Origin of the sequence: Limimaricola sp. (assembly GCF_016125575.1) — a bacterium.
Classification (GTDB): domain Bacteria; phylum Pseudomonadota; class Alphaproteobacteria; order Rhodobacterales; family Rhodobacteraceae; genus WGLM01.
In genome coordinates, this window is the sequence record NZ_WGLM01000001.1 from 264,114 (window position 1) to 284,652 (window position 20,539).

Annotated in this window: 19 protein-coding genes; 4 read left to right on the forward strand and 15 right to left on the reverse strand. The window is 64.5% G+C overall.

Annotated features, from left to right (window positions below; genetic code table 11):
• Positions 1–94 precede the first annotated feature (94 nt).
• From GC146_RS01470 to GC146_RS01480, 3 genes are all read left to right on the forward strand, one after another.
• On the forward strand, positions 95–1,273 hold the full coding sequence (locus GC146_RS01470) for an aspartate aminotransferase family protein (RefSeq protein ID WP_291833345.1): 1,179 nt from the start codon (positions 95–97) through the stop codon (positions 1,271–1,273).
• Positions 1,274–1,288: 15 nt separating this feature from the next.
• Positions 1,289–2,215: an ornithine carbamoyltransferase gene (gene argF, locus GC146_RS01475; RefSeq protein WP_291833348.1), complete on the forward strand. Its 927-nt coding sequence runs from the start codon at positions 1,289–1,291 to the stop codon at positions 2,213–2,215.
• Positions 2,216–2,289: 74 nt separating this feature from the next.
• Positions 2,290–2,778 (forward strand): DUF1993 domain-containing protein, encoded by a 489-nt coding sequence (locus GC146_RS01480; RefSeq protein ID WP_291833350.1) that lies wholly within the window; start codon positions 2,290–2,292, stop codon positions 2,776–2,778.
• 8 nt (positions 2,779–2,786) lie between these two features.
• Here the strand turns inward: GC146_RS01480 and GC146_RS01485 are convergent, their stop codons facing one another.
• The 4 genes from GC146_RS01485 to GC146_RS01500 form a co-directional block, all read right to left on the reverse strand.
• On the reverse strand, positions 2,787–3,209 hold the full coding sequence (locus GC146_RS01485; RefSeq protein WP_291833354.1) for an NUDIX hydrolase: 423 nt from the start codon (positions 3,207–3,209) through the stop codon (positions 2,787–2,789).
• A 112-nt stretch (positions 3,210–3,321) separates the two neighbouring features.
• Positions 3,322–5,754: an ATP-dependent helicase HrpB gene (gene hrpB / locus GC146_RS01490; RefSeq protein ID WP_291833356.1), complete on the reverse strand. Its 2,433-nt coding sequence runs from the start codon at positions 5,752–5,754 to the stop codon at positions 3,322–3,324.
• 40 nt (positions 5,755–5,794) lie between these two features.
• Positions 5,795–6,601, reverse strand: a complete 807-nt coding sequence (locus tag GC146_RS01495; protein ID WP_291833359.1) for an NAD(P)-binding domain-containing protein — start codon at positions 6,599–6,601, stop codon at positions 5,795–5,797.
• 61 nt (positions 6,602–6,662) lie between these two features.
• A complete protein-coding gene (locus GC146_RS01500; RefSeq protein ID WP_291833361.1) occupies positions 6,663–7,973 on the reverse strand; it encodes an ATPase in 1,311 nt (436 codons plus the stop codon).
• Between the two features lie 151 nt (positions 7,974–8,124).
• Here GC146_RS01500 and GC146_RS01505 point away from each other — a divergent pair, with 151 nt between their 5' ends.
• Positions 8,125–9,750, forward strand: coding sequence for a hypothetical protein (locus tag GC146_RS01505; RefSeq protein ID WP_291833364.1), 1,626 nt, complete (start codon positions 8,125–8,127; stop codon positions 9,748–9,750).
• A gap of 6 nt (positions 9,751–9,756) precedes the next feature.
• On the opposite strand, the gene GC146_RS01510 is transcribed toward GC146_RS01505, so the two are convergent.
• The 11 genes from GC146_RS01510 to GC146_RS01560 all read right to left on the reverse strand — a co-directional run bounded on the left by GC146_RS01510 (position 9,757) and on the right by GC146_RS01560 (position 20,194).
• Positions 9,757–10,245 carry a prepilin peptidase gene (locus GC146_RS01510; RefSeq protein ID WP_291833367.1) on the reverse strand — a complete coding sequence of 163 codons (489 nt, stop codon included), beginning with the start codon at positions 10,243–10,245 and terminating at the stop codon, positions 9,757–9,759.
• Positions 10,246–10,249: 4 nt separating this feature from the next.
• On the reverse strand, positions 10,250–11,107 hold the full coding sequence (locus GC146_RS01515; RefSeq protein WP_291833371.1) for a tetratricopeptide repeat protein: 858 nt from the start codon (positions 11,105–11,107) through the stop codon (positions 10,250–10,252).
• A 28-nt stretch (positions 11,108–11,135) separates the two neighbouring features.
• The gene (locus tag GC146_RS01520; protein WP_291833374.1) at positions 11,136–11,714 is read right to left on the reverse strand and encodes a tetratricopeptide repeat protein; all 579 of its coding nucleotides are present in this window, start codon (positions 11,712–11,714) and stop codon (positions 11,136–11,138) included.
• A gap of 16 nt (positions 11,715–11,730) precedes the next feature.
• Positions 11,731–12,711 (reverse strand): type II secretion system F family protein, encoded by a 981-nt coding sequence (locus GC146_RS01525; protein WP_291833377.1) that lies wholly within the window; start codon positions 12,709–12,711, stop codon positions 11,731–11,733.
• 13 nt (positions 12,712–12,724) lie between these two features.
• The gene (locus tag GC146_RS01530; RefSeq protein WP_291833379.1) at positions 12,725–13,690 is read right to left on the reverse strand and encodes a type II secretion system F family protein; all 966 of its coding nucleotides are present in this window, start codon (positions 13,688–13,690) and stop codon (positions 12,725–12,727) included.
• Between the two features lie 9 nt (positions 13,691–13,699).
• The gene (locus GC146_RS01535) at positions 13,700–15,160 is read right to left on the reverse strand and encodes a CpaF family protein (protein WP_291833382.1); all 1,461 of its coding nucleotides are present in this window, start codon (positions 15,158–15,160) and stop codon (positions 13,700–13,702) included.
• A gap of 12 nt (positions 15,161–15,172) precedes the next feature.
• Positions 15,173–16,417, reverse strand: coding sequence for an AAA family ATPase (locus GC146_RS01540; protein ID WP_291833385.1), 1,245 nt, complete (start codon positions 16,415–16,417; stop codon positions 15,173–15,175).
• A gap of 227 nt (positions 16,418–16,644) precedes the next feature.
• The gene (locus tag GC146_RS01545) at positions 16,645–17,295 is read right to left on the reverse strand and encodes an OmpA family protein (RefSeq protein WP_291833422.1); all 651 of its coding nucleotides are present in this window, start codon (positions 17,293–17,295) and stop codon (positions 16,645–16,647) included.
• A 22-nt stretch (positions 17,296–17,317) separates the two neighbouring features.
• A complete protein-coding gene (locus GC146_RS01550) occupies positions 17,318–18,751 on the reverse strand; it encodes a type II and III secretion system protein family protein (protein ID WP_291833388.1) in 1,434 nt (477 codons plus the stop codon).
• Between the two features lie 218 nt (positions 18,752–18,969).
• A complete protein-coding gene (gene cpaB / locus GC146_RS01555) occupies positions 18,970–19,827 on the reverse strand; it encodes a Flp pilus assembly protein CpaB (RefSeq protein WP_291833390.1) in 858 nt (285 codons plus the stop codon).
• A gap of 181 nt (positions 19,828–20,008) precedes the next feature.
• A complete protein-coding gene (locus GC146_RS01560; protein WP_291833425.1) occupies positions 20,009–20,194 on the reverse strand; it encodes a hypothetical protein in 186 nt (61 codons plus the stop codon).
• Positions 20,195–20,539 lie beyond the last annotated feature (345 nt).

A 20,539-nucleotide genomic window follows, 5' to 3' on the forward strand; every position in this document is an offset into this window, starting at 1 on the left:
GCGCGGAGGGGCACTGCCGGGCGTTGACACGCCCGCGCCCCTCGGCCACCAACAGGAACGGCCTTTTCCGGCCGCGACCCCTGTGGAGAGAACGATGATTTCCTCGATCCTGCCCACCTACAACCGTGCGCCCCTGAGCTTCGTCAAGGGCGAGGGAAGCTGGCTGACCGAGGCATCGGGGCGACGCTACCTTGATCTTGGCGCGGGGATCGCGGTGAATGCGCTGGGCCATGCCAACCCCGCGCTGGTGGCCGCGCTGACGGCACAGGCCAATGCGCTTTGGCATGTGTCGAACCTCTACACCATCCCGCAGCAGCAGGAACTGGCCGACCGGCTGGTCGAGGCGACCTTTGCCGATACGGTCTTTTTCACCAATTCCGGGACCGAGGCCTGCGAATTAGCCGTGAAGATGGCGCGCAAGCATTTCAATGACACCGGCCGCCCCCAGCGGACCGGCATCATCACCTTCGAGGGGTCGTTTCACGGCCGCTCTAGCGCGGGCATCGCCGCGGCCGGGTCCGAGAAGATGACCAAGGGCTTTTCGCCGCTCTTGGCGGGCTTCATTCATGTCCCCTTCGGCGATCACGACGCGCTGCGCGACGCCGCCGCCCGCCATGACGTGGGCGCGATCCTGATCGAGCCGGTGCAGGGCGAGGGCGGCATCCGCCCGGTGCCCGACCAGTGCTTGAAGGGATTGCGCGACCTTTGCGACGAACACGGGCTGCTCCTGATCTTCGACGAGGTGCAATGCGGCATGGGCCGGACCGGCAAGCTTTTCGCCCATGAATGGTCCGGCATCACGCCCGATATCATGATGGTGGCCAAGGGCATTGGCGGTGGTTTCCCGTTGGGCGCGGTGCTGGCGACCGCGATGGCGGCCGATGCGATGACGGCGGGCACGCACGGGTCGACCTATGGCGGCAACCCGCTGGCCTGCGCGGTCGGCAACGCTGTGATGGGCATCATCGCGACCGATGCCTTCCTTGCCGAGGTTAACCGCAAGGCGGGCCTCTTCCGCCAGGGGCTGGAGGCGCTGGTTGCGGCCTATCCCGACATCTTCGAGGCGGTCCGCGGATCGGGCCTGATGCTGGGCCTGAAATGCCGCGCGGCCAATACCGACGTCGTCAAGGCCGGCCTTGCGGCAGGGGTGCTGACCGTGCCTGCCGCCGACAACGTGGTGCGGATCCTGCCGCCCCTGAACATCCCTGACGAGGACATCGTCACCGGCCTTGCCCTGCTCGACAAGGCCGCGGCCAGCATGGCGCCGGCCTGAGCGAAGGATCTGCAGATGAAGCACTTTCTCGATATCAACAAGACCGACCCCGCCGCGCTGCGCGGCATGATCGACGCGGCCCGCGCGATGAAAACCGCGCGCAACGGCCGCCCCAAGGGGATGCCCGACGACGACCAGCCGCTGAAGGGCCGCATGGTTGCGCTGATCTTCGAAAAACCTTCGACCCGGACGCGTGTCAGCTTCGACGTGGGCGTGCGGCAGATGGGCGGGCAGACGTTGGTGCTGTCGGGCGCCGACATGCAACTGGGCCATGGCGAAACCATCGCCGACACTGCCCGCGTGATGAGCCGCTACGTCGACCTGATCATGATCCGCACGTTTGAAGAGGCGGTGCTGCTGGAGATGGCCGAACACGCGACCGTGCCGGTGATCAACGGCCTGACCAACCGCAGCCATCCCTGCCAGATCATGGCCGACGTGATGACCTTCGAGGAGCATCGCGGGCCGATTGCCGGGAAAAAGGTGGTCTGGTCGGGCGACGGCAACAACGTCTTTGCCAGCTTTGCCCATGCCGCCGGGCAGTTCGGCTTCAACCTGACCTTCACCGGCCCCGAAACGCTGGACCCCGAGCGTGTGTTTCTTGACGAGGCCCGTGCGAAAGGGGCCGAGATCACGATCGAGCGCGATCCGCATAAAGCGGTGCAGGGCGCCGACCTTGTCGTCACCGACACATGGGTCAGCATGCATGACCCGCAATCGGCCCGCGAACGGCGGCACAACCAGTTGCGTGGCTATCAGGTAAACGCGGCGCTGATGGCGCAGGCGAAACCCGATGCCCTCTTCATGCATTGCCTGCCCGCCCACCGCGATGACGAGGCGACAAGCGAGGTGATGGACGGCCCGCATTCGGTGGTCTTCGACGAGGCCGAGAACCGGCTGCACGCGCAGAAGGCGATCATGCGGTGGTGCCTCGGCGTCTGATGGGGGTTTCCGGCGGGGCGCTTGCGTTCTATCTGACAGGTCCGGGCCGCTGAAGCCCGCCATAGGAGAGACCCATGCAATCCCCCATTCCCGGACTTGTCCATTCGCTGAACGCGCTGAAAGCGATCCTTGCCAAGGCCGAGGCGCACTGCGTCGAGAAGAAGATCGATCCTTCTGTCCTGATGCAGGACCGGCTGTTCCCCGACATGCTGCCGCTCTGGCGGCAGGTGACCATCGCCTGCGACAACGCCAAGGGCGCCGCCGCGCGGCTGGGCGGGGTCGAGAACCCCAGCCATCCCGACACCGAAACCACGTTCGAGGAGTTGCGCGCGCGCATCGACAAGACCGTCGCCTTCATGCAGAGCGTGCCGGCGGAAAATTTCGAGGGAGCCGAAACCCGGCCGATCGTCATGAAGTTCGGCCCGCGCGAGGTGAATTTCACCGGTGCGAGCTACTTGTCGAGCTACCTGATGCCGAACTTCTACTTTCATATGACGACGGCCTACAACATCCTGCGCCATGACGGCGTGGTGCTGGGCAAGGGCGATTTTCTGGGCGGCTGAGGCCGGCCTCAGAGCATTGAGAAGACGTCACGCAAAGCAGGGTCGCCAATCATCTTGGCGGCCTTTTTCGGCGAGACCCAAGCGCGCTTGCGCTTCTTGACCTCGGGAAAGACCTTCGACATCGATTGGACCTTGATCTCGAACACCTTGATTTCACAAGGAATCTCTTCACCGTCGTCAAAGCGCTTGATGCTTTCGAAACTGCCCAGTGCCGATTTCGAGGGTTTGCCGCGTTTTACGCCGGCCTCTTCCCAAGCTTCCTGAAGCGCCGTCTGGCGGGGATGTTGCCCGTCAATCGGCCAGCCTTTGGGCAGAATCCAGCGCCCACGCGACGATGTGACCAGCAGCACCTCACGCCCCTTGCGTCCCCGCCGGTGACAAAGCGCGGCGAATTGCAGGGCCGGATCCCGGTCCTGATCGTCGTCGGTCATGCGGTTGGCCTTGGCCAAAACTGCTGCCTCCATGCCTGAGTTTCTTGTTTTATGAATATAACTTAGCAGAGTCTCGCGGCCAAGGCAAACAACCCGAGGTTTCCGGGCATGGTCACGTGCCGCGCGGTTTGGCCCTTAGCGTGGGTTCGGCCACCGTGGGGTCGTCTGGCCACGGGTGGCGGGGGTAGCGCCCGCGCATCTCCTTTCGCACATCCGCGTAAGATGTGGCCCAGAAGCCGGGAATGTCCGTCGTCGTCTGCACCGGCTTGCCCCCCGGCGACAGCAGCGTGACCCGCAGTGGCACGGGCCCGATCATCGGGTGGCGCGTGACGCCGAACATTTCCTGCAGGCGCAGGGTGATCTCAGGCGCGGGGCCATCATAGTCGATGGGCACCTTGCGGCCCAGCGGGGTTTCGAAATGGGCGGGTGCTGCACGGTCGAGCATCTGCATCTGGCCGTGGTCGAGCATCGCGCGCAACGCCGGCAACAGGTCGAACCGGCGCCAGTCCTCGGCGCTGCGCACGCCCTGCAGGAAGGGGGCAAGCCATATCTCAAGGCCGTCGAGCAGCGCATCGTCCGTCATCGCGGGCAGAGAGGCGCCGCCGCCGCGCACCAGTTCTACCCGCGCGCGGAACCGCGCGGCCGGCCCGTCCAGCCGAAGGCCCAGACTGCGCACGCCCTCGCACATCGCCCGGGCAAGGGCCTCGGGCGGCGCGTCGGGCCAGGGCTGGTCATCCAGCACCAGCGCGCCAAGGCGTTCCTGCCGCCGCGCGCGCACGCGCCCCTCGCGCCGCGACCAGTCGCAGACTTCGGCACGGGTAATCTGGTCTGCGAAAAGGCCGCGCAGTTCGGCCTCGCTCAGCAGGGCGGCCTGCCGGATGCGCGCCTCGCGCGGGTCGCCGTCAAGATCGGTCGCCACGATCAGGCGTTGGCCCGCCAGCGGATCGGCCGCGTCCATCACCGCGCCCTTGCCCCCCGACAGCAGGTAGCGCGGCGCATCGCCCGGGCGGCGCAACCCGATCCGGTCGGGATAGGCCAGCGCCGCCATCGCGCCGGGCGACAGCGCCACGCCCTGCGGCAGGCCGCGCGACAGGCGCGGCACCTCGGCCTTGATCCGCGCGATGACGGGATCAAGCGCGGTGCCCGGTCCGGCATAGCGCCCGGCCAGCGCGCGCAGGCGCAGCGCCAAGTCCACCGACGCGCCCTTCAGCGGATCGCGCTCTGCCAATATCGCGGCGAGGGGCGCGGCCTGTTTTCCCGCCACCTGCAGCATGTGGCCCAGCCGCGGATGCAGCGGCAACGCGGCCAGCGCCCGGCCATGTGGTGTGATCCGGCCGTCCGGGCCGATCGCGCCCAGCCCGGCCAGCAGGGCGCGCGCCTCGGCCAGGGCCCCGGCGGGCGGCGGGGTGAGGAAGGCTAGGTCGTCCTCGCCCCAAAGCGCCAGTTCCAGCGCCAGCGGGGCCAGATCGGCCGCCTCGATCTCGGCAGGGGGGAAGGCGGGCAGCGCGCCGTCCTCGCCCTTGGTCCACATCCGCAGCGCCAGCCCCGGCGCGACCCGCCCGGCGCGGCCCGCGCGCTGCGCCGCCTCGGCCCGGCTGACCCGTTCGGTCACCAGCCGCGACATGCCTGCGCCCGGATCGTAGCGGGCGCGGCGGGCGAGGCCCGCATCGACCACGACGCGCACGTCTTCGATCGTCAGCGATGTTTCCGCGATCGCCGTCGCCAGCACCACCTTGCGCCCCGACGAGACGGGGGCGACGGCCGCGCGCTGCGCCGCGAAGGGCAGGGCGCCGTAAAGCGGGCGCAGCGCGACATCGGCGGGCAGATGCGGGGCCAGGGCCGCCTCGGTCCGGCGGATCTCGGCCTCGCCGGGCAGGAAGACCAGAACGCCGCCCCCGGTTTCCGCCAGCGCCTGCCGGACGGTATCGGCCACTGCCTGTTCCAGCCGTGCCTCGCGCGGCAGGGCGGTGTCGCGAAAGCGGATCTCGACCGGATAGGCGCGCCCCTCGGAGGTGATCAGCGGCGCGTCGTCCAGCAGCGCGGCGACCGGCCCGGCATCAAGCGTGGCCGACATCACCACGATCTGCAGGTCGGGGCGCAGAAGGCCGCGCACCTGCCATGTTAGCGCCAGCCCCAGATCGGCATTGAGCGAGCGTTCGTGGAATTCGTCGAAGATCACCGCGCCGATCCCGTCAAGCCCCGGATCGGCCTGCAACATGCGGGTCAGGATGCCCTCCGTCACCACCTCGATCCGTGTAGCGGGGCTGGTCTGCGTCTCGCCGCGCATCCGGTAGCCGACCGTCTGGCCCACCTTCTCGCCCAGCGTCTGGGCCATGCGCTCGGCCGCCGCGCGGGTGGCCAGGCGGCGCGGCTCCAACATAACGATGCGCCCCGTGACAAGGCCCGCATCAAGCATCGCAAGTGGCACGCGCGTCGTCTTGCCGGCGCCGGGGGGGGCCTGAAGCACCGCGCGGCCATGTGCGCGCAGCGCCGCGACAAGGTCGGGCAGGGCGGCGTCGATGGGCAAGGGCGCGCGGGCGGTCATGCCGCCTTATCGGCCAGCGGCGCGGTCACGTCCACCGCGCTCAGACCCCGTCGAGCGGGCCAAGAGACAGGATGGCGGCGCGCAACTTTTCCGGCAAAGAGGTATCGGCGCCGGGTGGGGCAGCGTCCAGTGCGGCGGCCACGTCCTTGGCCAGAATGCCGATGGAATTGTCATCCGCCAGCCCGTCGCGGGCAAATTCGATCCGGTCGAAGCCACTGGAAAACCACGTCTGCCCCGATGAATCGTTGACGAGGTCCAGAAACGCGCGGGGGTCCAGCCCGCCTTCCATCGCCCAGTCCAGCGCCAGCCGCGTGGTGGTGACCGAGGCCGCGGCAATCATGTTGTTGAGGACTTTTGCGCGCATCCCCGCGCCATAGGGCCCCATCCGATGGCTGACACGGCCCATCGCGTCGATCAACGGCTGCACAGCGTCCAGACCGGCCGCATCGCCCCCCAGCATGAACGACAGCGTCCCAGCATCCGCGCCCGATTGCGCGCCGGACATCGGCGCGTCGATCAGGGTGATGGCTGTTGGCACCCGGTCCTGCAATTGCAGGACGTAGCGGGGTGACAGGGTGGAACAGACTAGGATGTGACGCAGGCCGGGTGCGCGCGCCACGATGCCTTGCGCACCGAAAAGGACGGCATCGGTCTGCTCGGCGTCACGCACGACGGTCACAAGGGTGGTCAGGCCGGTTGCGAAGGTTCCCGCGTCGGTCGTCACCTCGGGGCCGATGCCGCTTCGGATGTCGAGGCCACGCGCGCTGAAATTGGCGCGGCGCAAGCAGCGCAACATGCCAAGGCCCATCCGGCCACATCCCGCCACGCCGATTATCGCGTTTTGCATCCGCCCCTCCGTTCCTACCGCCCGATCCGAGCGTGGCACGGCGGTGAATGCAAGGCCGGCCTCAGCGGACGATCACCTCGTCGCGCACGAACATGTTGGCCCAGGCGAGATCGACAAGTTCGGGCGTCATCCGGCGCGGCCAGCCCTCGAAATCGCAGATCGCGATCATCTGGTCGATCAGGAAGATCGGCTGGTAGTTGGCATAGATGTTGTTGATCGTGGGGTATTTCACCTTCAGCAGGTGCACCAGCGAAGCCTGATCCAGCTCAATCCCCCGCTTGCGGGCGACCATCGCAAAGATCTTGAGATAGTTTTCCTGGTTCGGGCCATCGATCTTGATCTTGTAGAAGATCCGGCGCAGCGCGGCCTGGTCGAAAATCTCGTTGGGGTGGAAGTTGGTGGAGAAGACGACGAGCGTATCGAAGGGCACTTCGAACTTTTCGCCCGATTGCAGGGCGAGAATGTCGCGCCCCTCTTCCAGCGGCACGATCCACCGGTTGACGATCTTCTGCGGCGGTTCTTCCTGCCGGCCAAGGTCGTCGATGATGAAGATGCCGCCGGTGGCCTTCAGCTGCAGTGGCGCCTGGTAGGTGCGTGCGACGGGGTTGAAGACCAGATCCAGCATCGCCAGCGACAGCTCGCCCCCAGTCACCACGGTCGGTCGCAGGCAGCGCACGTAGCGGGGATCATGCCGGCCCGCGCTGCGGCGCAGGGCGTTGTTGTCTTCGGGATCTTCCTCGATCGAGGTATGCATGATCGGGTCATAAACGGTGATGACCTGCCCCGCATATTCCAGCGCGCGCGGCACATGGATGGTGTCGTTCAGCGCGGCGCGGATACCGTTCGAGATCGAGGATTTGCCGTTGCCCGGCGGGCCATACATCAGGATCGAGCGGCCGGCGCTGACAGCCGGACCAAGCCGCCCCAGCAGACCTTCGGGCAGGATCAGGTCACCCATCGCGGCGGTCAGCTGCTCGCGGGTGATCTGGGTGTTGCGGATCGACTGGCGCTTGACCTGCTCGGCATATTCGGCAAGCGGCACGGGCATCGCGCCATAATATTCAGATTGCTTTAGCGCCTCTAGCGCACGCGCCTTGCCCATCTCGGTCAGCTGATAGCCCATCTCGTTGCCCGCGGTCGGGCTCATCGAACCGGTGGCCTCCAGCAGGCGCTGGCCACGCGCCATGTCGACGAGTTGCTGGGTGATGGCGCTGGTCATGCAGATGGCTTGGGCGATGGCGCTGACGGTCTGCACGTGCTGGCGGAACATCGTCTTGATCAGGATGTCGCGCATCATCACCGGCGAAAGGCCCGCGGTTTCGATCGAGCGCGGCGGCAGCGGGATCAGCGCTGGGGTATTGAGCATGTTCATCGACGTTCACCTGTCTCGACACGAGGACCCTTGTGTCCGATGCGCCGCGTTGACCGCCCATTCTGGCCGCCGCGGAGATCGGTTTTTGCAATGCAAGAGGTGCGGACTTATTGTGGCGCAAAAATGGATAAATACGTACCAGAGGCGGGCAATGCAGAAATCCAACCCTATTGTGCTGGCGGGTGTGATCCTTGGCGCCCTGTTGCTGCTGGCCGGAGCCGACGTCCTGAAGGGCGGCTTCTACATGGGCAAGCACGAGGGCGACGCCTACCAGTTCATTGATATCGTGATGCGGATGGCGCAGGGCGAGGTCGCGCATCGTGATTTCATGACGCCCATCGGCGCCTTGGCCTTTGCGCCGGTGGTGTTGCTGGTCAAGGCAGGCATGGGCATCGGGCATGCGATCATCTGGGCGCAGGTGCTGGTCGCCGTTGTTTTGGCGCCACCCCTTTGGTGGATCGCGCAGCGCCGGCTAACCCCTTTGGCTGCCGTCCTTTTCAGCATTGTGGTGATGGTCTTGATCCTCGCGCTGGTGCATGGCGAGGCGCAGCGCAGCGTCTCTATCTCGATGCACTACAACCGATGGGCATGGGCTGCCGCATACATTGCCGTGCTGGCTGCGATCCTGCCGCCGGACGTCCCCCGGCGCGCGGGCTCTGAACCGCAGGCGCAAGGCACCGTCGACGGGCTGATCGTGGGCGCGGCAATGCTGGCGCTGTTGCTGATCAAGGTCACCTATTTTGCCGCCTTTGTCATACCGGTGGTGCTGGGGCTGGTTCTGACCGGGCAGCGGCGCACGCTGCTGATCGCGCTTCTGACCGGGCTGGCCGCGATGGCCGCGCTGACCGTGTGGCTGGGGATTGACTACTGGACGGCCTATATCGGCGACCTGCTCACGGTTGCCCGCTCTGACATTCGCCCGCAGCCGGGCGAGCCATTTGGTGCGATTCTTGGCGCACCGGCCTATATCGGCGGGTCGCTGGTGGCGGTTGCCTCGGTCATCCTGCTGCGGCGCGCGGGTGCGGCCACGGGAGGTCTGGTACTGCTGACCCTCTTGCCCGGCTTCTTCTACGTCACCTACCAGAATTTTGGGAACGATCCCCAGTGGTTGCCGCTTCTTGCGGTGATCGTTCTGGCGTTGCGTCCTATGCAGGAGGTGACGCATGGCGGGGGGCCGCTGACACTGGCCGCGGCGATGGCACTTGCGCTGGGGGCGCCGTCCTTTTTCAACCTTGCCTACAGCCCCTTCCGCCACCTTGCTGTCGATACCTCCAAATACGCGCCGCTTCTGCCTGACGGCGGCCGCAACACGGACCTTCAGACGCTGGCGATCCGGGCCAACCGGGTGGATGCGCGGGTGGCGCTGGACGGGCCGGGCTCGGGGCTTGAGGCCTATCGCGCCGCTGCCGAACGCGATCCCGCGCCCAGCTTCGCGGGTCAGACGTTTCCGATCTGCAGTGTAGAACTGGGCTTGCCGCTGTTCTTCCGGGCGATCGCGCAGGATCTTGCCGGCGCAGGCTACGGCGGGGCGCGCATCTTTGCGGCTGACCTGCTGTCGCCGTTCTGGCTGTTCGGGGATTTCCGTCCGCTGGCGCATGCCGCGCCGTGGTATTACGGCGGGCTGCCGGGCTTTGATGGGGCCGACTATCTGCTGGTGCCGGTCTGCCCGATCGAGCAGGACGTTCAGGCCAAGATCCTTGATGCGGTCAAGGCATCGGGCGAAACGCTGACCGAGGTCCGGCGGACGCCGCTTTATATCCTCTATGCGCGGGGCTGAACCGGCTTAGCCCAGAAGTGGGACACTGAGGTAGACCACCAGCGCCAGCGCCAGTGGAAAGCCTAGCGGAAACCGGCGTCCGGCAGTCCAACTGGCCCAATTCGGGGCAAGTTGGCGCAGCGCCGTGAAGCGCACGATGCTGTGCAGGGCCAGTGCGACGACGATCGTCGCGGCCAGAAGCATCATCATCGGCCCGCCATCCTCGATCGCGACAAACGGGGCCGCGGCGGCAATGAACTTTGCATCGCCCGCGCCCATCATCCCGGCCGCGTTCGCCAGCATGCCCAAGACCAGCAGTACGGCCAGATGCGACCAGCGCCAAAGGTAGACGGGCAGCGGAAAGACCCACAGGCCCACGATGGCGAAAACCGCGACAAGGGCCAGCACGGCCCGGTTGGGGATCTTCATCTTGCTCAGATCGCTCCACGCGACCCAAAGGCAGATCGGTGCGACGAAGGGCAGAAGCCACATGGCCTTGGCGGCGGTCATCTGCATTGGTCTAATGTGTCACGTTCGCGTCGAGGGCCTGCAGCGAACGGACCGCAGCCTCGAAATATTGCGGATTGGTGTCGATGGCGTCCTGCAACAGGCCCCTGCCGATCGTCACGTCGTTCTGTTTGATGGCTGTCAGCGCCATCGTGTAGAGAAGCTGCGACCGCTCGCTCTGGGTCATCGGGAAAACCGGCAGCGTATAATTGTGCTGGGCCCCACGGGCGAGGACGAGGTTGTTCTTGGCGGTGAAGAGGGTGGGATCCTGCCGGATCGCATCGCTGAACAGCTTCTCGGCACCGGCGAAATCACCGCGGGTCAGCTTTGAATAACCCCAGTTGTTAAGCACGCCCGCCGGCTGCGTTGTCATGCCCACGGCGGTTTCGTAGAAACTGTCGGCCTTTGTCCATTGCTTGTTGGCATCGGCGATCATCGCCTCAAGCTTGTAACGCTGGAAGGTTTCGTGCGTGGGCGGCACGCTGTCGAGCGTGGCCTTCGCTTCCGTCCACTGGCCCGCGCGGATCTGCGCCTCGGCCATGTTGACCTTGTCATCCTCTGTGGCGCCGGGCATCCCGATCACCGCCTGCCATGCCGCCACGGCCTCTGCTGCCTTGTTGGCCCGGCCAAGCGACAGCGCCAATCCGCGCTTGAGGTCGATCCGGTCGGGGCTGTTGGCACTGGCGCGGCTGAAGTAGGTGACCGCCTCGTTGGGGTCGGCGACGGTCAGCATCACGTCGTTGAGGCTGCTGGCGTCAATGACGTTGACGTCCTGCATGGCCTGCTGAACTTCTGTCGCGCCATTCTTGGCGCAGCCCGCGAGGGCCGTCACGCCGATCAGCGCGATGGTGATGAAAACCTGCTGGCGCATTGCCTGCGTCCTCTTGCTGCTCTTGCCATCAAGGCGCGTCGAGGATCACGTAGCTACCCGGCCCCCGGCGCACCAATTGGAACTGTCCGTTCTCTTGGGCAGGAGCATAATCGCGATTGTCCAGCTTTGCGAGCGCCAAGCGCAGGTTGTCGCGAATCTGGTCGGAATCGCCGTTGTCCGTGGCATAGGCGCGACGGAACATCTCGGCGGCTTCGGGAATGTTGCCCTTGTCCATCAGCACCACGCCAAGGTTGTTCCACGCAGGCGGAAAGGTGCCGTCCATCGCCACCGCGCGGCGCAACAGCTGCTCGGCCTCGTTGAGGCGGCCAAGTTTCAGATCGGCGGAACCCAGCGCCGAAAGCGTATCGACATTCAGTCCTTGCTGCGCTGCCGCGCGCATATAGGCCTTCAGCGCCAGTTCGTATTCTCCGGCCGCCATCAGACGATGACCGACCAGCAGGCCGTCGATGTCAGACTGGCCAGCGACGCCCGGCGCATAGACACCGTCGGGGCGGTTGAGGTTGCCGTTGTCGCAGCCGCCCAGAAGGAGGCTGGCCAGCACGCCAAGAGCGGCCATCAGGGTCTGCTTGGCCGGGGGCAGGGGCATGTGGCGTTGGTCCCGATCAGAGGTTCGATCCGCCCAACGTCACCGCGATGTTGTAGACAGAGGGCCCGATCAGGATGATCAGCAGAGGCGGCACCGTCAACATCATGGTGGCCAATGTCATCTTGGTGGGCAGTGTATTTGCCTTTTCCTCGGCGCGCATGACGCGCTTGTCGCGCATTTCGCCGGCATAAACGCGCAGCGCCTCGGCGATTGATGTGCCGAACTGCTGGCTCTGGATCAACACGGTGACAAAGCTGGTCACGTCCTGCACGCCGCAGCGTTCGGCCATGTCGCGCAACACGTTGGACTTGTCCTTGCCCGCCTTCATCTCGTAGCTGACCATCTCGAATTCTTCGGCAAGCGCCGGGCAGCCCGAGCGCAGCTCGCGCGCCACGCGGATGATCGACTGGTCAAGCGATTGGCCGGCCTCGACGCAGACCAGCATCATGTCGAGGCTGTCGGGAAAGCCGTTGGTGATCTGCTGCTGGCGTTCGCCCTGACGGCGTGTGACCCAGTATTTGGGCAGCATGTAGCCCACGGTGCCCGGCAACAGGATCTGCAGGATCATTCCCTGGGTGCCGACGGTGGCGCCGCTATGCTGCTTGACCAGCGTATAGGCGATGCCCGCGACCAGCAGACCAAGTCCCAAAGCCATCTGGCTGAAGTGATAAAGCCGGACCGCGTTGCGCGACCGGTAGCCGGCCTGAATCAGCTTCAGCCGGACAGACGAGAATTCTTCAGCATTCTGCGGCTCAAGAAAGTTGGCGTATTTCTCCAGCTTGTCCTTGCCCTGCGGCTGGCGCAGTCGTTCGGGCTTGGTCTTGTCTGCAGTGGGTTTGGCATTGCTGGCCTTGAGCTTGTCGAGCGGGTCGGGCCGGCGCTGCAGGAACATCGGGATGGTCAGAAGTACCATCACCAGTCCCAGCCCGCCCACCGCGATAAGCGGTCCAAATGGGCCCAGGGCATTGGTCAGAAATTCGTTGAACGTAGTCAGCATGATCAGACCCGCCTCAGACCTTGATGTTGGTTAGCGTCTTCATCACGAAGATGTTGACCGCCAGAAAGCCCGCGACAACGAGGCAGGCCGGGATGAACAGCGAGGTCGTCTTGACCTGGTCGTAATAGTTCGGCTGCAACACGTTGATGCCGACAAGGGCCGCCAGCGGAAAGCCCGACAGGAACATGCCCGACCATTTCGCCTCGGCGGTGATCGCCTTGACGCGGCGGAACAGCTTGAACCGGGCCCGGATCACCTTTGCCAGACCGTCAAGGATCTCGGCAAGGTTGCCGCCCGAGGTCTGCTGGATCGTCACGGCGACCGCAAGAAAGCGCAAGTCCTGCATATCCATCCGCTCGGCCATCGCCTTGAGGCTTTCGCCCATGTCGCGGCCATAGGCGGCCTCGTCCGCGATCACGCCCATTTCGGTTCCCAGCGGGTCGGACACTTCCTTGGCGACGATCCCGACGGCGGCCGAGAACGGGTGGCCCACACGTAGGCTGCGCACCATCAGTTCCACCGCGTCGGGCAACTGCTCTTCAATCATCGAGATGCGTTTCTTGGCCTTGTTGTTGATCCAGAGATAGACACCACCCACCCCCATGCCCACGGCCACGACGGCGCGGATGGGAAGGCTTGTCGAGGTGCCGATCGTTAGCCCCGCGAAGGCCGCCACGGCAAGCCCGGCCATCAGCATCAGAAGCTGGCTGGGCGTGAAGGCGATGTTGGCCTTTTGCGCCTTGGCCGCCAACAATGAATAGATGGGAATGCCGCGCGAGTTGAGGTGCTGGCTCATCTCCTTGCGGAGTTGTTCCAGCACGTGTTCGCGTCCGGCGCCCTTTTCGAGCAGGGCGAGCCGCCGGTTGACCTTTCGGTTGGCGGTGATCGATTTGCCGAAGACGGTCAGGTAGATGCCCTCGACCAGGACGAGGACTGACACGAAGATCAGGCCGTAGATGATGGGTTCTGGAGAGATCATGTTCTGGGCCTATTCCGCGGCGAAGGGTTCGAAAATGGCCGGGGGCAGATCGTAGCCCCACAGCTTGAAACGTTCGGAGAAGTGCGAGCGCACCCCGGTCGCGGTAAAATGGCCGAGGATCTTGTTGTCGGGGGTCAGGCCGACGCGTTGGAAGCGGAACACCTCCTGCATCGAGATGACTTCGCCTTCCATCCCGGTGATCTCGGTGATCGAGACCATGCGGCGGCTGCCGTCCTGCAGACGACTGGCCTGAACGATCAGGTTCACGGCCGCCGCAATCTGGCTTCGGATCGCCTTGACCGGCATTTCGATACCGGCCATCGACACCATGTTTTCAAGGCGGCTGACGCCGTCGCGTGCAGAGTTGGCGTGGATCGTGGTCATCGAGCCGTCGTGGCCGGTGTTCATCGCCTGCAACATGTCGATCACTTCCTCACCACGGGTCTCACCCACGATGATGCGGTCCGGACGCATACGCAGCGCGTTGCGCAGACAGTCGCGCTGGCTGACGGCGCCCTTGCCTTCGACGTTTGCCGGTCGGCTTTCCATCCGGCCGACATGGGTCTGCTGCAGTTGAAGTTCCGCGGTGTCCTCGATGGTCAGGATGCGTTCAGAGTTGTCGATGAACGAGGATAGGGCGTTGAGCGTTGTCGTTTTACCCGAACCCGTCCCGCCCGACACGATGATGTTCAGCCGGGTCGCAACCGCCGCCTGCAGGTAGGCGGCCATTTCCTCGGTGAAGGCACCATAGCGGATCAGATCCTCGATCTTGAGCTTGTCCTTCTTGAACTTGCGGATCGAGACAAGGCTGCCATCCACGGCGATCGGCCCCACCATCGCGTTGAAGCGCGAGCCGTCGGCAAGGCGGGCGTCGACGTAAGGGTTCGATTCGTCCACGCGCCGGCCCACCGCCGAGACGATCTTGTCGATGATCCGCAGAAGGTGGCGTTCGTCCTTGAAGGTGATGTCGGTCATCTCAAGCTTGCCGCCGCGTTCCACGAAGATCTGCCGCGGGCCGTTGACCAGGATGTCGTTGACGCTCTCGTCCTTCAGCAGCGCCTCGAGCGGGCCAAGGCCCGTCACCTCGTCGTAGAGGTCCTGATTGAGGGTCTGACGCTCTTCCCGATTGAGAACGACGCCCATCTCTTCAAGCGTCTCGCCCGCGATGGCCGCGATTTCGGTCCGCAGGTCCGATTCGGTGGCCTTTTCCAGCGCAGCGAGGTTGAGATTGTCGAGAAGGGCCTTGTGGACCTCAAGCTTGATCTCTGACAGGCGCTCCTTGCGCTTGCGTTCCTTGTCCTGAGATACCGGCTCGGCAGGTTTGGCCGCTGCCGGGCGCATCAGCGATTTGGGCGGCGCGGCCGGCGTGGGATGCGCGGCCGTCGACGGGGCAAGCGATGCTGTGGCCGGCCGGGCAGGGGCCTGACCATTTGCCGGCTTCGACTGGCTCTTCTTGTATTTCGCAAACATCGCTTTCGCTCCTTACTTGGCCGCGACCGCGTCGGCCTCGTTCACCTCGTGAACCGACTTCGCAAGTTTCGCGATTTCCTTGCGAAGCGCGTTCTTGGGTGCACTTTCGGCCAGCGGTACGCCGTGATCAGCATTCTGCGCCACCGGCTTGCCGCCGTCGGGCAGTTGCAGGTCAATCGAGATGCCCAGCGACTCCGCCATCCGTTTGACGCGGGTCTTGCCGGTCAGGTCGGTAAAGCTGGGCGCGCGGTTCAGTACGAAACGGATCTTGCCAAAGGGCAGATCCTCGGATTGCAACGCGCGTTTGAGCCGTAGCGTGTTCTGCGCGCTGCGCATCTCCAGCTCGAGCGTGGCGAAATAGACGTGCGCGGCCTCCAGCACGGCCTGGCTCCACTCTGCCACTGTGGTGGGCATGTCGATGACGACATAATCGAAATTGCCGCGCGCCATCTCGATCACGCGGTTGATGTCGCCGCTGTTGACGATGTCGAGCGGCACAAGATCGCTGGGCGATGTCAGGACATGCAGCTTGCCGGCATGGGTCTGCAGGGCTTGCATGAAAGCATCACCGTCCATCGCCTCGGTATCGGACAGCAGTTCCAGCACCGCTTCGCGCCGTGACAGGTCGAGATAGGTCGCCACGGTGCCGAACTGCAGGTCAAGATCGAGGATGCAGACGCGGGGCGGGTCCTTGGGGTCAAGCTTTGCCAGTTCCCAGGCGAGGTTGACGGCCAGCGTCGTGGCGCCGGTGCCGCCTGCCATGCCCTGAACCGCGATAACCACGCCGTCACGATCATTGCCGGCCTTGAGGGTGTTTTGCGTCTCTGGCGGCGGCGGGGCCACCTCTTCGGCGGTGGTGATGCGCGTGATCGCCTCGGCCAGTTCGCCCTCTGGCAGCGGGTAGGGCAGAAACTCGTCTCCGCCGACGCGCAACAGCTGGTGCAGGTCGGCGGGGCCGACATCCTCGGTGATCAGGATCACCTTGACCTTGCGGGCCTTTGCGGCCGAGATCACGTCGATGATCAGCGATATCTCGGCGATGTCCTGCTGGTCTATGGCGATGGCGACGAATTCCAGTGTGGCCGCTTCTGGCTGATCCATGAAGGCAATCGCATCGGCAAAGCCGAGATCGCCCCACCTGTCGCCGACAGCGGATTCCATATCCTCGATCAGCAGGTCGAAGATCTGCACGTCACGGCTGACAGTGCAGGCCACGATCGGCTGGGGCTCGGCTTTCAACACGGCGTTAGCAGTCATTCCTCACGTCCTTTCAGCGGGGAAATCGCGTGGCCCACCGGGCCGCGGCAATTCAGTCAGGCAGATCGGCTGCCCCCGTCATCACCCCGGTCACATGGTTCGACCGACGCAATCCCACAAAGCTGAAGATCACGTGAAATCATGACCACAATTGGGCCGAAAGTTTGAATTAATGCGATGAGTTCAACGATCTTGCCAGATCTGTCCGACCGTTCGCAAACCCTGCCCTACTGGGTGATTTGCCCGGTGCTGGTCGGTGTCGTGCCCTGCTGCTGGGTCGCGGAAGTGACATAATCGCGGAAAACGATCTCGGCGTACTTCCCGTTGAGCACCAGCCCGTTGCTTTGCACGAAACCCGAAACCTCGGTGACGGCGCGGCGGTTTGCGCGTTCCTGGTTCGGGGTATCGATGATCGGGCGCGTCTCGCCGTAAGAGACGACCGCCTGCAGGCGCGAGCGGCTGATCCCCTCGGACACGAGGAAGCCGACCACCGTGTTGGCCCGGCGCAGGCCAAGGCGATAGTTATAGGCATTGGTGCCGACCGCGTCGGCGTATCCGAAGACCTTGAAGCGGACCTCGGGGAATTGCTTGATCCAGTCGGCCTGCCGCCTCAGCGTGGCCTGCGCCTGCCCGTCCAGAAGGGACGAGTTGAAGGCGAAATTGACCGTGTTAGGCACCTCGGCCGCAAAGCGTCGGGCCAGCATGACGGTATAGCCCTGGTCGCCGGACTGCACGAGGGTGTTGTTCTGCGTGGAATTGCCGAAGTCGCCGGTATTCACCATCGAGCCGGCCTCGCGATTGAAGGCGGGAAAGAGCGTGTCCATCTGGCTGCAGCCAGTGGCCAGCGTAAGGACCGACAGGGCGAGGGTGAGCTTCATCGATGTCATGTCGGGGCGCGCCTTATTGCAGAACATAACCGTAAGAGCCGCTGAAATCCTGCCGGGCGACCTCGCCGGCGGCGCCGGTCGGAGCGTTGCCAGACCCGGTGACCTTGCCAAAAAGGAACAGGTCCTTCTCGCTTGGCGGGGTCACGCGGTCGGTTGGCAGGGCCAGCGCTTCGCCCCGGGTCGGGGTGACAAGATGCGGCGTGACAATGATGACAAGCTCGGTCTGCTTGCGCGCGTACTCGGCGCTGCGGAACAGCGCGCCGAGCACCGGAATGTCGCCCAGCCATGGCACCTGACCCGACAGGTCGGTGAAATCATCCGACAAAAGTCCTGCAATCGCAAAGCTTTGACCGTCGCGCATCTCGACCGTGGTCGAGGTTTGCCGCTTGCGGAAGGCATCAACCGTAAAGCCGTTGGCGGTGAACCCGTTGGTGGGGTCGATCGACGACACCGACGCGTTCAGTTCGAGGTTGATGATGTCACCGTCGACGACACGCGGCGTAAAGTTCAGTTCGATCCCGAAGGGTTTGTACTGGATCGCGATGCTGCCGTTGGTCTGGCTGACCGGGACGGGATATTCGCCACCTGCCAGGAACTTGGCCTCTTGTCCCGACAGCGCGGTCAGGTTGGGTTCGGCCAACGTGCGCACAACGCCGCGCGATTCCAAGGCTTCCAGCAGGATCCCCAGCTCCAGTCCGCCGGCGTTGAAGCCAAACAGGAAGGCGCCGTTATTCGTGTTCGACGATGGTACTGACCCGGACAGCGCGTTGGTGATCGCGGCCGAGGCATTGAGGGTATTGCTGCCGCCGGAGATGTCGACGGTGTTGCTGCCACCGCCCAGCGAGGTGCCGTTGATTGCCAGTGACGACGACAATGATTTGCTGACTGAGCGCTGCATTTCCGCGAAACGGACCTTCAGCATCACTTGTTGCGTGCCGCCGACGCTGAGAAGGTTGGAAACCTTGTCAGGGGCATAGCGCTGCGCCAGTTCCATCGCCCGGTCCAGGCGCGCGGAGGAGCTGACAGTGCCGGACAGCACGATGCCGTCGTTGGCGGTGCGCACTTCGATATGCTCGCCGGGCAGGATCTGCTGGAGGCGTTCCTTGAACTCGGCGATGTCGGGCTCGACATGGACCTCGACGTTGGTGATCAGGCTGCCGTCGGCGCCGAGCAGTGTCAGCGTGGTGCGCCCCGGCGCCTTGCCCAGCACGTAGATCGTCTTGTCGGATAGCGACGAGATGTCGGCGATACCGGGGTTGGCGACCGATAGCTCGGTGAAAGGCACATCGCTTTCGACAACGACTGCGCGGTTCATCGCGACGTTGAGATTGCTAGACGTCGCACCGTTCATGACGTGCAGCGTCTCTGCGAACGCTGGCATGGCAACCGGAGCTATGGCCAGCGCAAACCCGAACGTTGCGGCCTTCAGAACATTAACAAATTTCATGTGACCTGCCTCTCGGATCACGCCCAATCGCGGGCATTTTCGCCCGTCGTTCCAACCACAATGCAGTGAATCGGGAATTTTTTCAAGAATCAATGTCTTGTTCGGCACGGTTTATGTTGGATTCTGGCAACTGTTGTTATTCGGCATGCAAAGGCCCGCCACGTGGGCGGGCCCTTGGGATCTGTCCGGCGGGCCGACACCGGCCCGGTCACGTCCGTTCAATTTGTGGGGCAGGGGATCGGCAGTTCCACCACGTCGCTGCCCTTGCGGGTGCGGATGGTGCAGACCTTTTCGGCGGGTGCTGCCGTGACGGCTTGCGGCGCCTGCAGGCCCAGCAGCTTGGCCTGATCCACTTCGACGGCCTGCGCGACCGTATCATCGGCATTCCCGACCAGCGACAGCGCAAGGGTGCCGGTGGCCTGTGCCTGCGCCAGGGAGGCCACCTGTTGCGGAGACACCTCGACGGTGACGGTCCGGGCGACACTGGCGGTCGAGTTCGACACATCAGAGGTCTGGTCCACGGCGACAACCTGCACGCCGCTTTCGATCAGCTTGGTCACGCCCGAGCCGCCAAGGTCGCTGCGACCGGCGGAGCCCGACCAGTAAACATCAACCTTGTCACCCGGCCGGACAAAGCCCGATACGCCGCTTGCCGCGTCCACGCGGATGGCAAAGGCGCGCATGCCGCGGCTCAGGCGGCCGGTGATACCGGCATCGGCGCCGGGTTCGGTCACTTTCACGGCAAGGATCGGTTCTTTGGCTTCCATCGGGCGCAGAACCACGCGGGTCACGTCCGGGCCCTTGGGAAACAGCTCTTCCTGGGTGCGGAAGACGCCGTCAGGCAGGAAGGGTTCGGCATACCGGATGACTTCGACGTCGTCGGGGGTGATCGGTGCGCCATAGGGCATGGCATGTTTGACGGCCAGCACCTCGACCGTCGGCACGATCTTGGCCATTTCAGCCCGCTGGGCCTGAAGCTCCAGCCGTTGTTGCTGGAAGTAACCTTGAGCCATGTAGACGGCAAAGCCGGCAAGGCCCAGTCCGGCCACCAGCACGAGGGCAAACACAGCGCGCATCTGCGGTTCCTTTCACGTCTTGGGCCGGGGATGAAACCCCCGGATTGATTCATTCGTGGCGATCAGCATGCGTGGGAATTGCGGCGTAAACGCGACTGATGAATGTCTTGAAGGCGGTTTTTCCACTGGATGGAAACGATCACCGACAAATCCGGCCGGCGTCGTTCCCGTCCAGGGGATGTCAGTACGTCGCAATGGAGTGCGAACTCAGCGCAGCTCCAAGGCCCGTCGATTTGTTCGTAGCGCCCTGGCCCACGGTCGTAATGACCGCCACGCCGAGCCCGACGATCGCGGCGGTAAGGACCACCCAATCGACGGTGACGGCGCCGTCCTGAACGCGACGGAATTGCCGCATGAAATTCAACATGACGTCTACTCCGAAACCAGCCGCCGCAGGATGCAGCAACCTAAACGGGAATTTTATCGGCCGCGATTGTGTCAAGAAGGGGGACCTGATGCGGTATTAGGGTGTCGAGATGTTTGGCCCCGCGCCTTCAAGCACCGTCGCGACAACGCAGAAGGACCGCCCCGTTTCCGAGGCGGTCCTTTTTGTTGGCCTTCAGGCCGACTTAGTAGGTCGCGAGCGACTGGCTCGACAGGCCGCTGGAGATCTTGTCGCCCAGCGCGGTGGTGCCTTGGCCGACGGAGGCCATCACGGCGATGCCGAGGCCGACGATGGCGGCGGTCAGCACGACCCAGTCAACGGTGACGG

Excerpts from the sequence above, each read along its gene's own strand:
- GC146_RS01470 (WP_291833345.1), top strand. The coding sequence starts at position 95 with ATGATTTCCTCGATCCTGCCCACCTACAACCGTGCGCCCCTGAGCTTC.
- GC146_RS01480 (WP_291833350.1), top strand. The coding sequence starts at position 2,290 with ATGCAATCCCCCATTCCCGGACTTGTCCATTCGCTGAACGCGCTGAAA.
- GC146_RS01500 (WP_291833361.1), bottom strand. The coding sequence starts at position 7,973 with ATGAACATGCTCAATACCCCAGCGCTGATCCCGCTGCCGCCGCGCTCG.
- GC146_RS01550 (WP_291833388.1), bottom strand. The coding sequence starts at position 18,751 with ATGAAATTTGTTAATGTTCTGAAGGCCGCAACGTTCGGGTTTGCGCTG.
- GC146_RS01515 (WP_291833371.1), bottom strand. The coding sequence starts at position 11,107 with ATGCGCCAGCAGGTTTTCATCACCATCGCGCTGATCGGCGTGACGGCC.
- GC146_RS01560 (WP_291833425.1), bottom strand. The coding sequence starts at position 20,194 with ATGTTGAATTTCATGCGGCAATTCCGTCGCGTTCAGGACGGCGCCGTC.
- GC146_RS01510 (WP_291833367.1), bottom strand. The coding sequence starts at position 10,245 with ATGCAGATGACCGCCGCCAAGGCCATGTGGCTTCTGCCCTTCGTCGCA.
- GC146_RS01520 (WP_291833374.1), bottom strand. The coding sequence starts at position 11,714 with ATGCCCCTGCCCCCGGCCAAGCAGACCCTGATGGCCGCTCTTGGCGTG.
- GC146_RS01540 (WP_291833385.1), bottom strand. The coding sequence starts at position 16,417 with ATGACTGCTAACGCCGTGTTGAAAGCCGAGCCCCAGCCGATCGTGGCC.
- GC146_RS01505 (WP_291833364.1), top strand. The coding sequence starts at position 8,125 with ATGCAGAAATCCAACCCTATTGTGCTGGCGGGTGTGATCCTTGGCGCC.
- GC146_RS01495 (WP_291833359.1), bottom strand. The coding sequence starts at position 6,601 with ATGCAAAACGCGATAATCGGCGTGGCGGGATGTGGCCGGATGGGCCTT.
- GC146_RS01535 (WP_291833382.1), bottom strand. The coding sequence starts at position 15,160 with ATGTTTGCGAAATACAAGAAGAGCCAGTCGAAGCCGGCAAATGGTCAG.
- GC146_RS01530 (WP_291833379.1), bottom strand. The coding sequence starts at position 13,690 with ATGATCTCTCCAGAACCCATCATCTACGGCCTGATCTTCGTGTCAGTC.
- hrpB (WP_291833356.1), bottom strand. The coding sequence starts at position 5,754 with ATGACCGCCCGCGCGCCCTTGCCCATCGACGCCGCCCTGCCCGACCTT.
- GC146_RS01525 (WP_291833377.1), bottom strand. The coding sequence starts at position 12,711 with ATGCTGACTACGTTCAACGAATTTCTGACCAATGCCCTGGGCCCATTT.
- GC146_RS01545 (WP_291833422.1), bottom strand. The coding sequence starts at position 17,295 with ATGAAGCTCACCCTCGCCCTGTCGGTCCTTACGCTGGCCACTGGCTGC.
- GC146_RS01485 (WP_291833354.1), bottom strand. The coding sequence starts at position 3,209 with ATGACCGACGACGATCAGGACCGGGATCCGGCCCTGCAATTCGCCGCG.
- argF (WP_291833348.1), top strand. The coding sequence starts at position 1,289 with ATGAAGCACTTTCTCGATATCAACAAGACCGACCCCGCCGCGCTGCGC.
- cpaB (WP_291833390.1), bottom strand. The coding sequence starts at position 19,827 with ATGCGCGCTGTGTTTGCCCTCGTGCTGGTGGCCGGACTGGGCCTTGCC.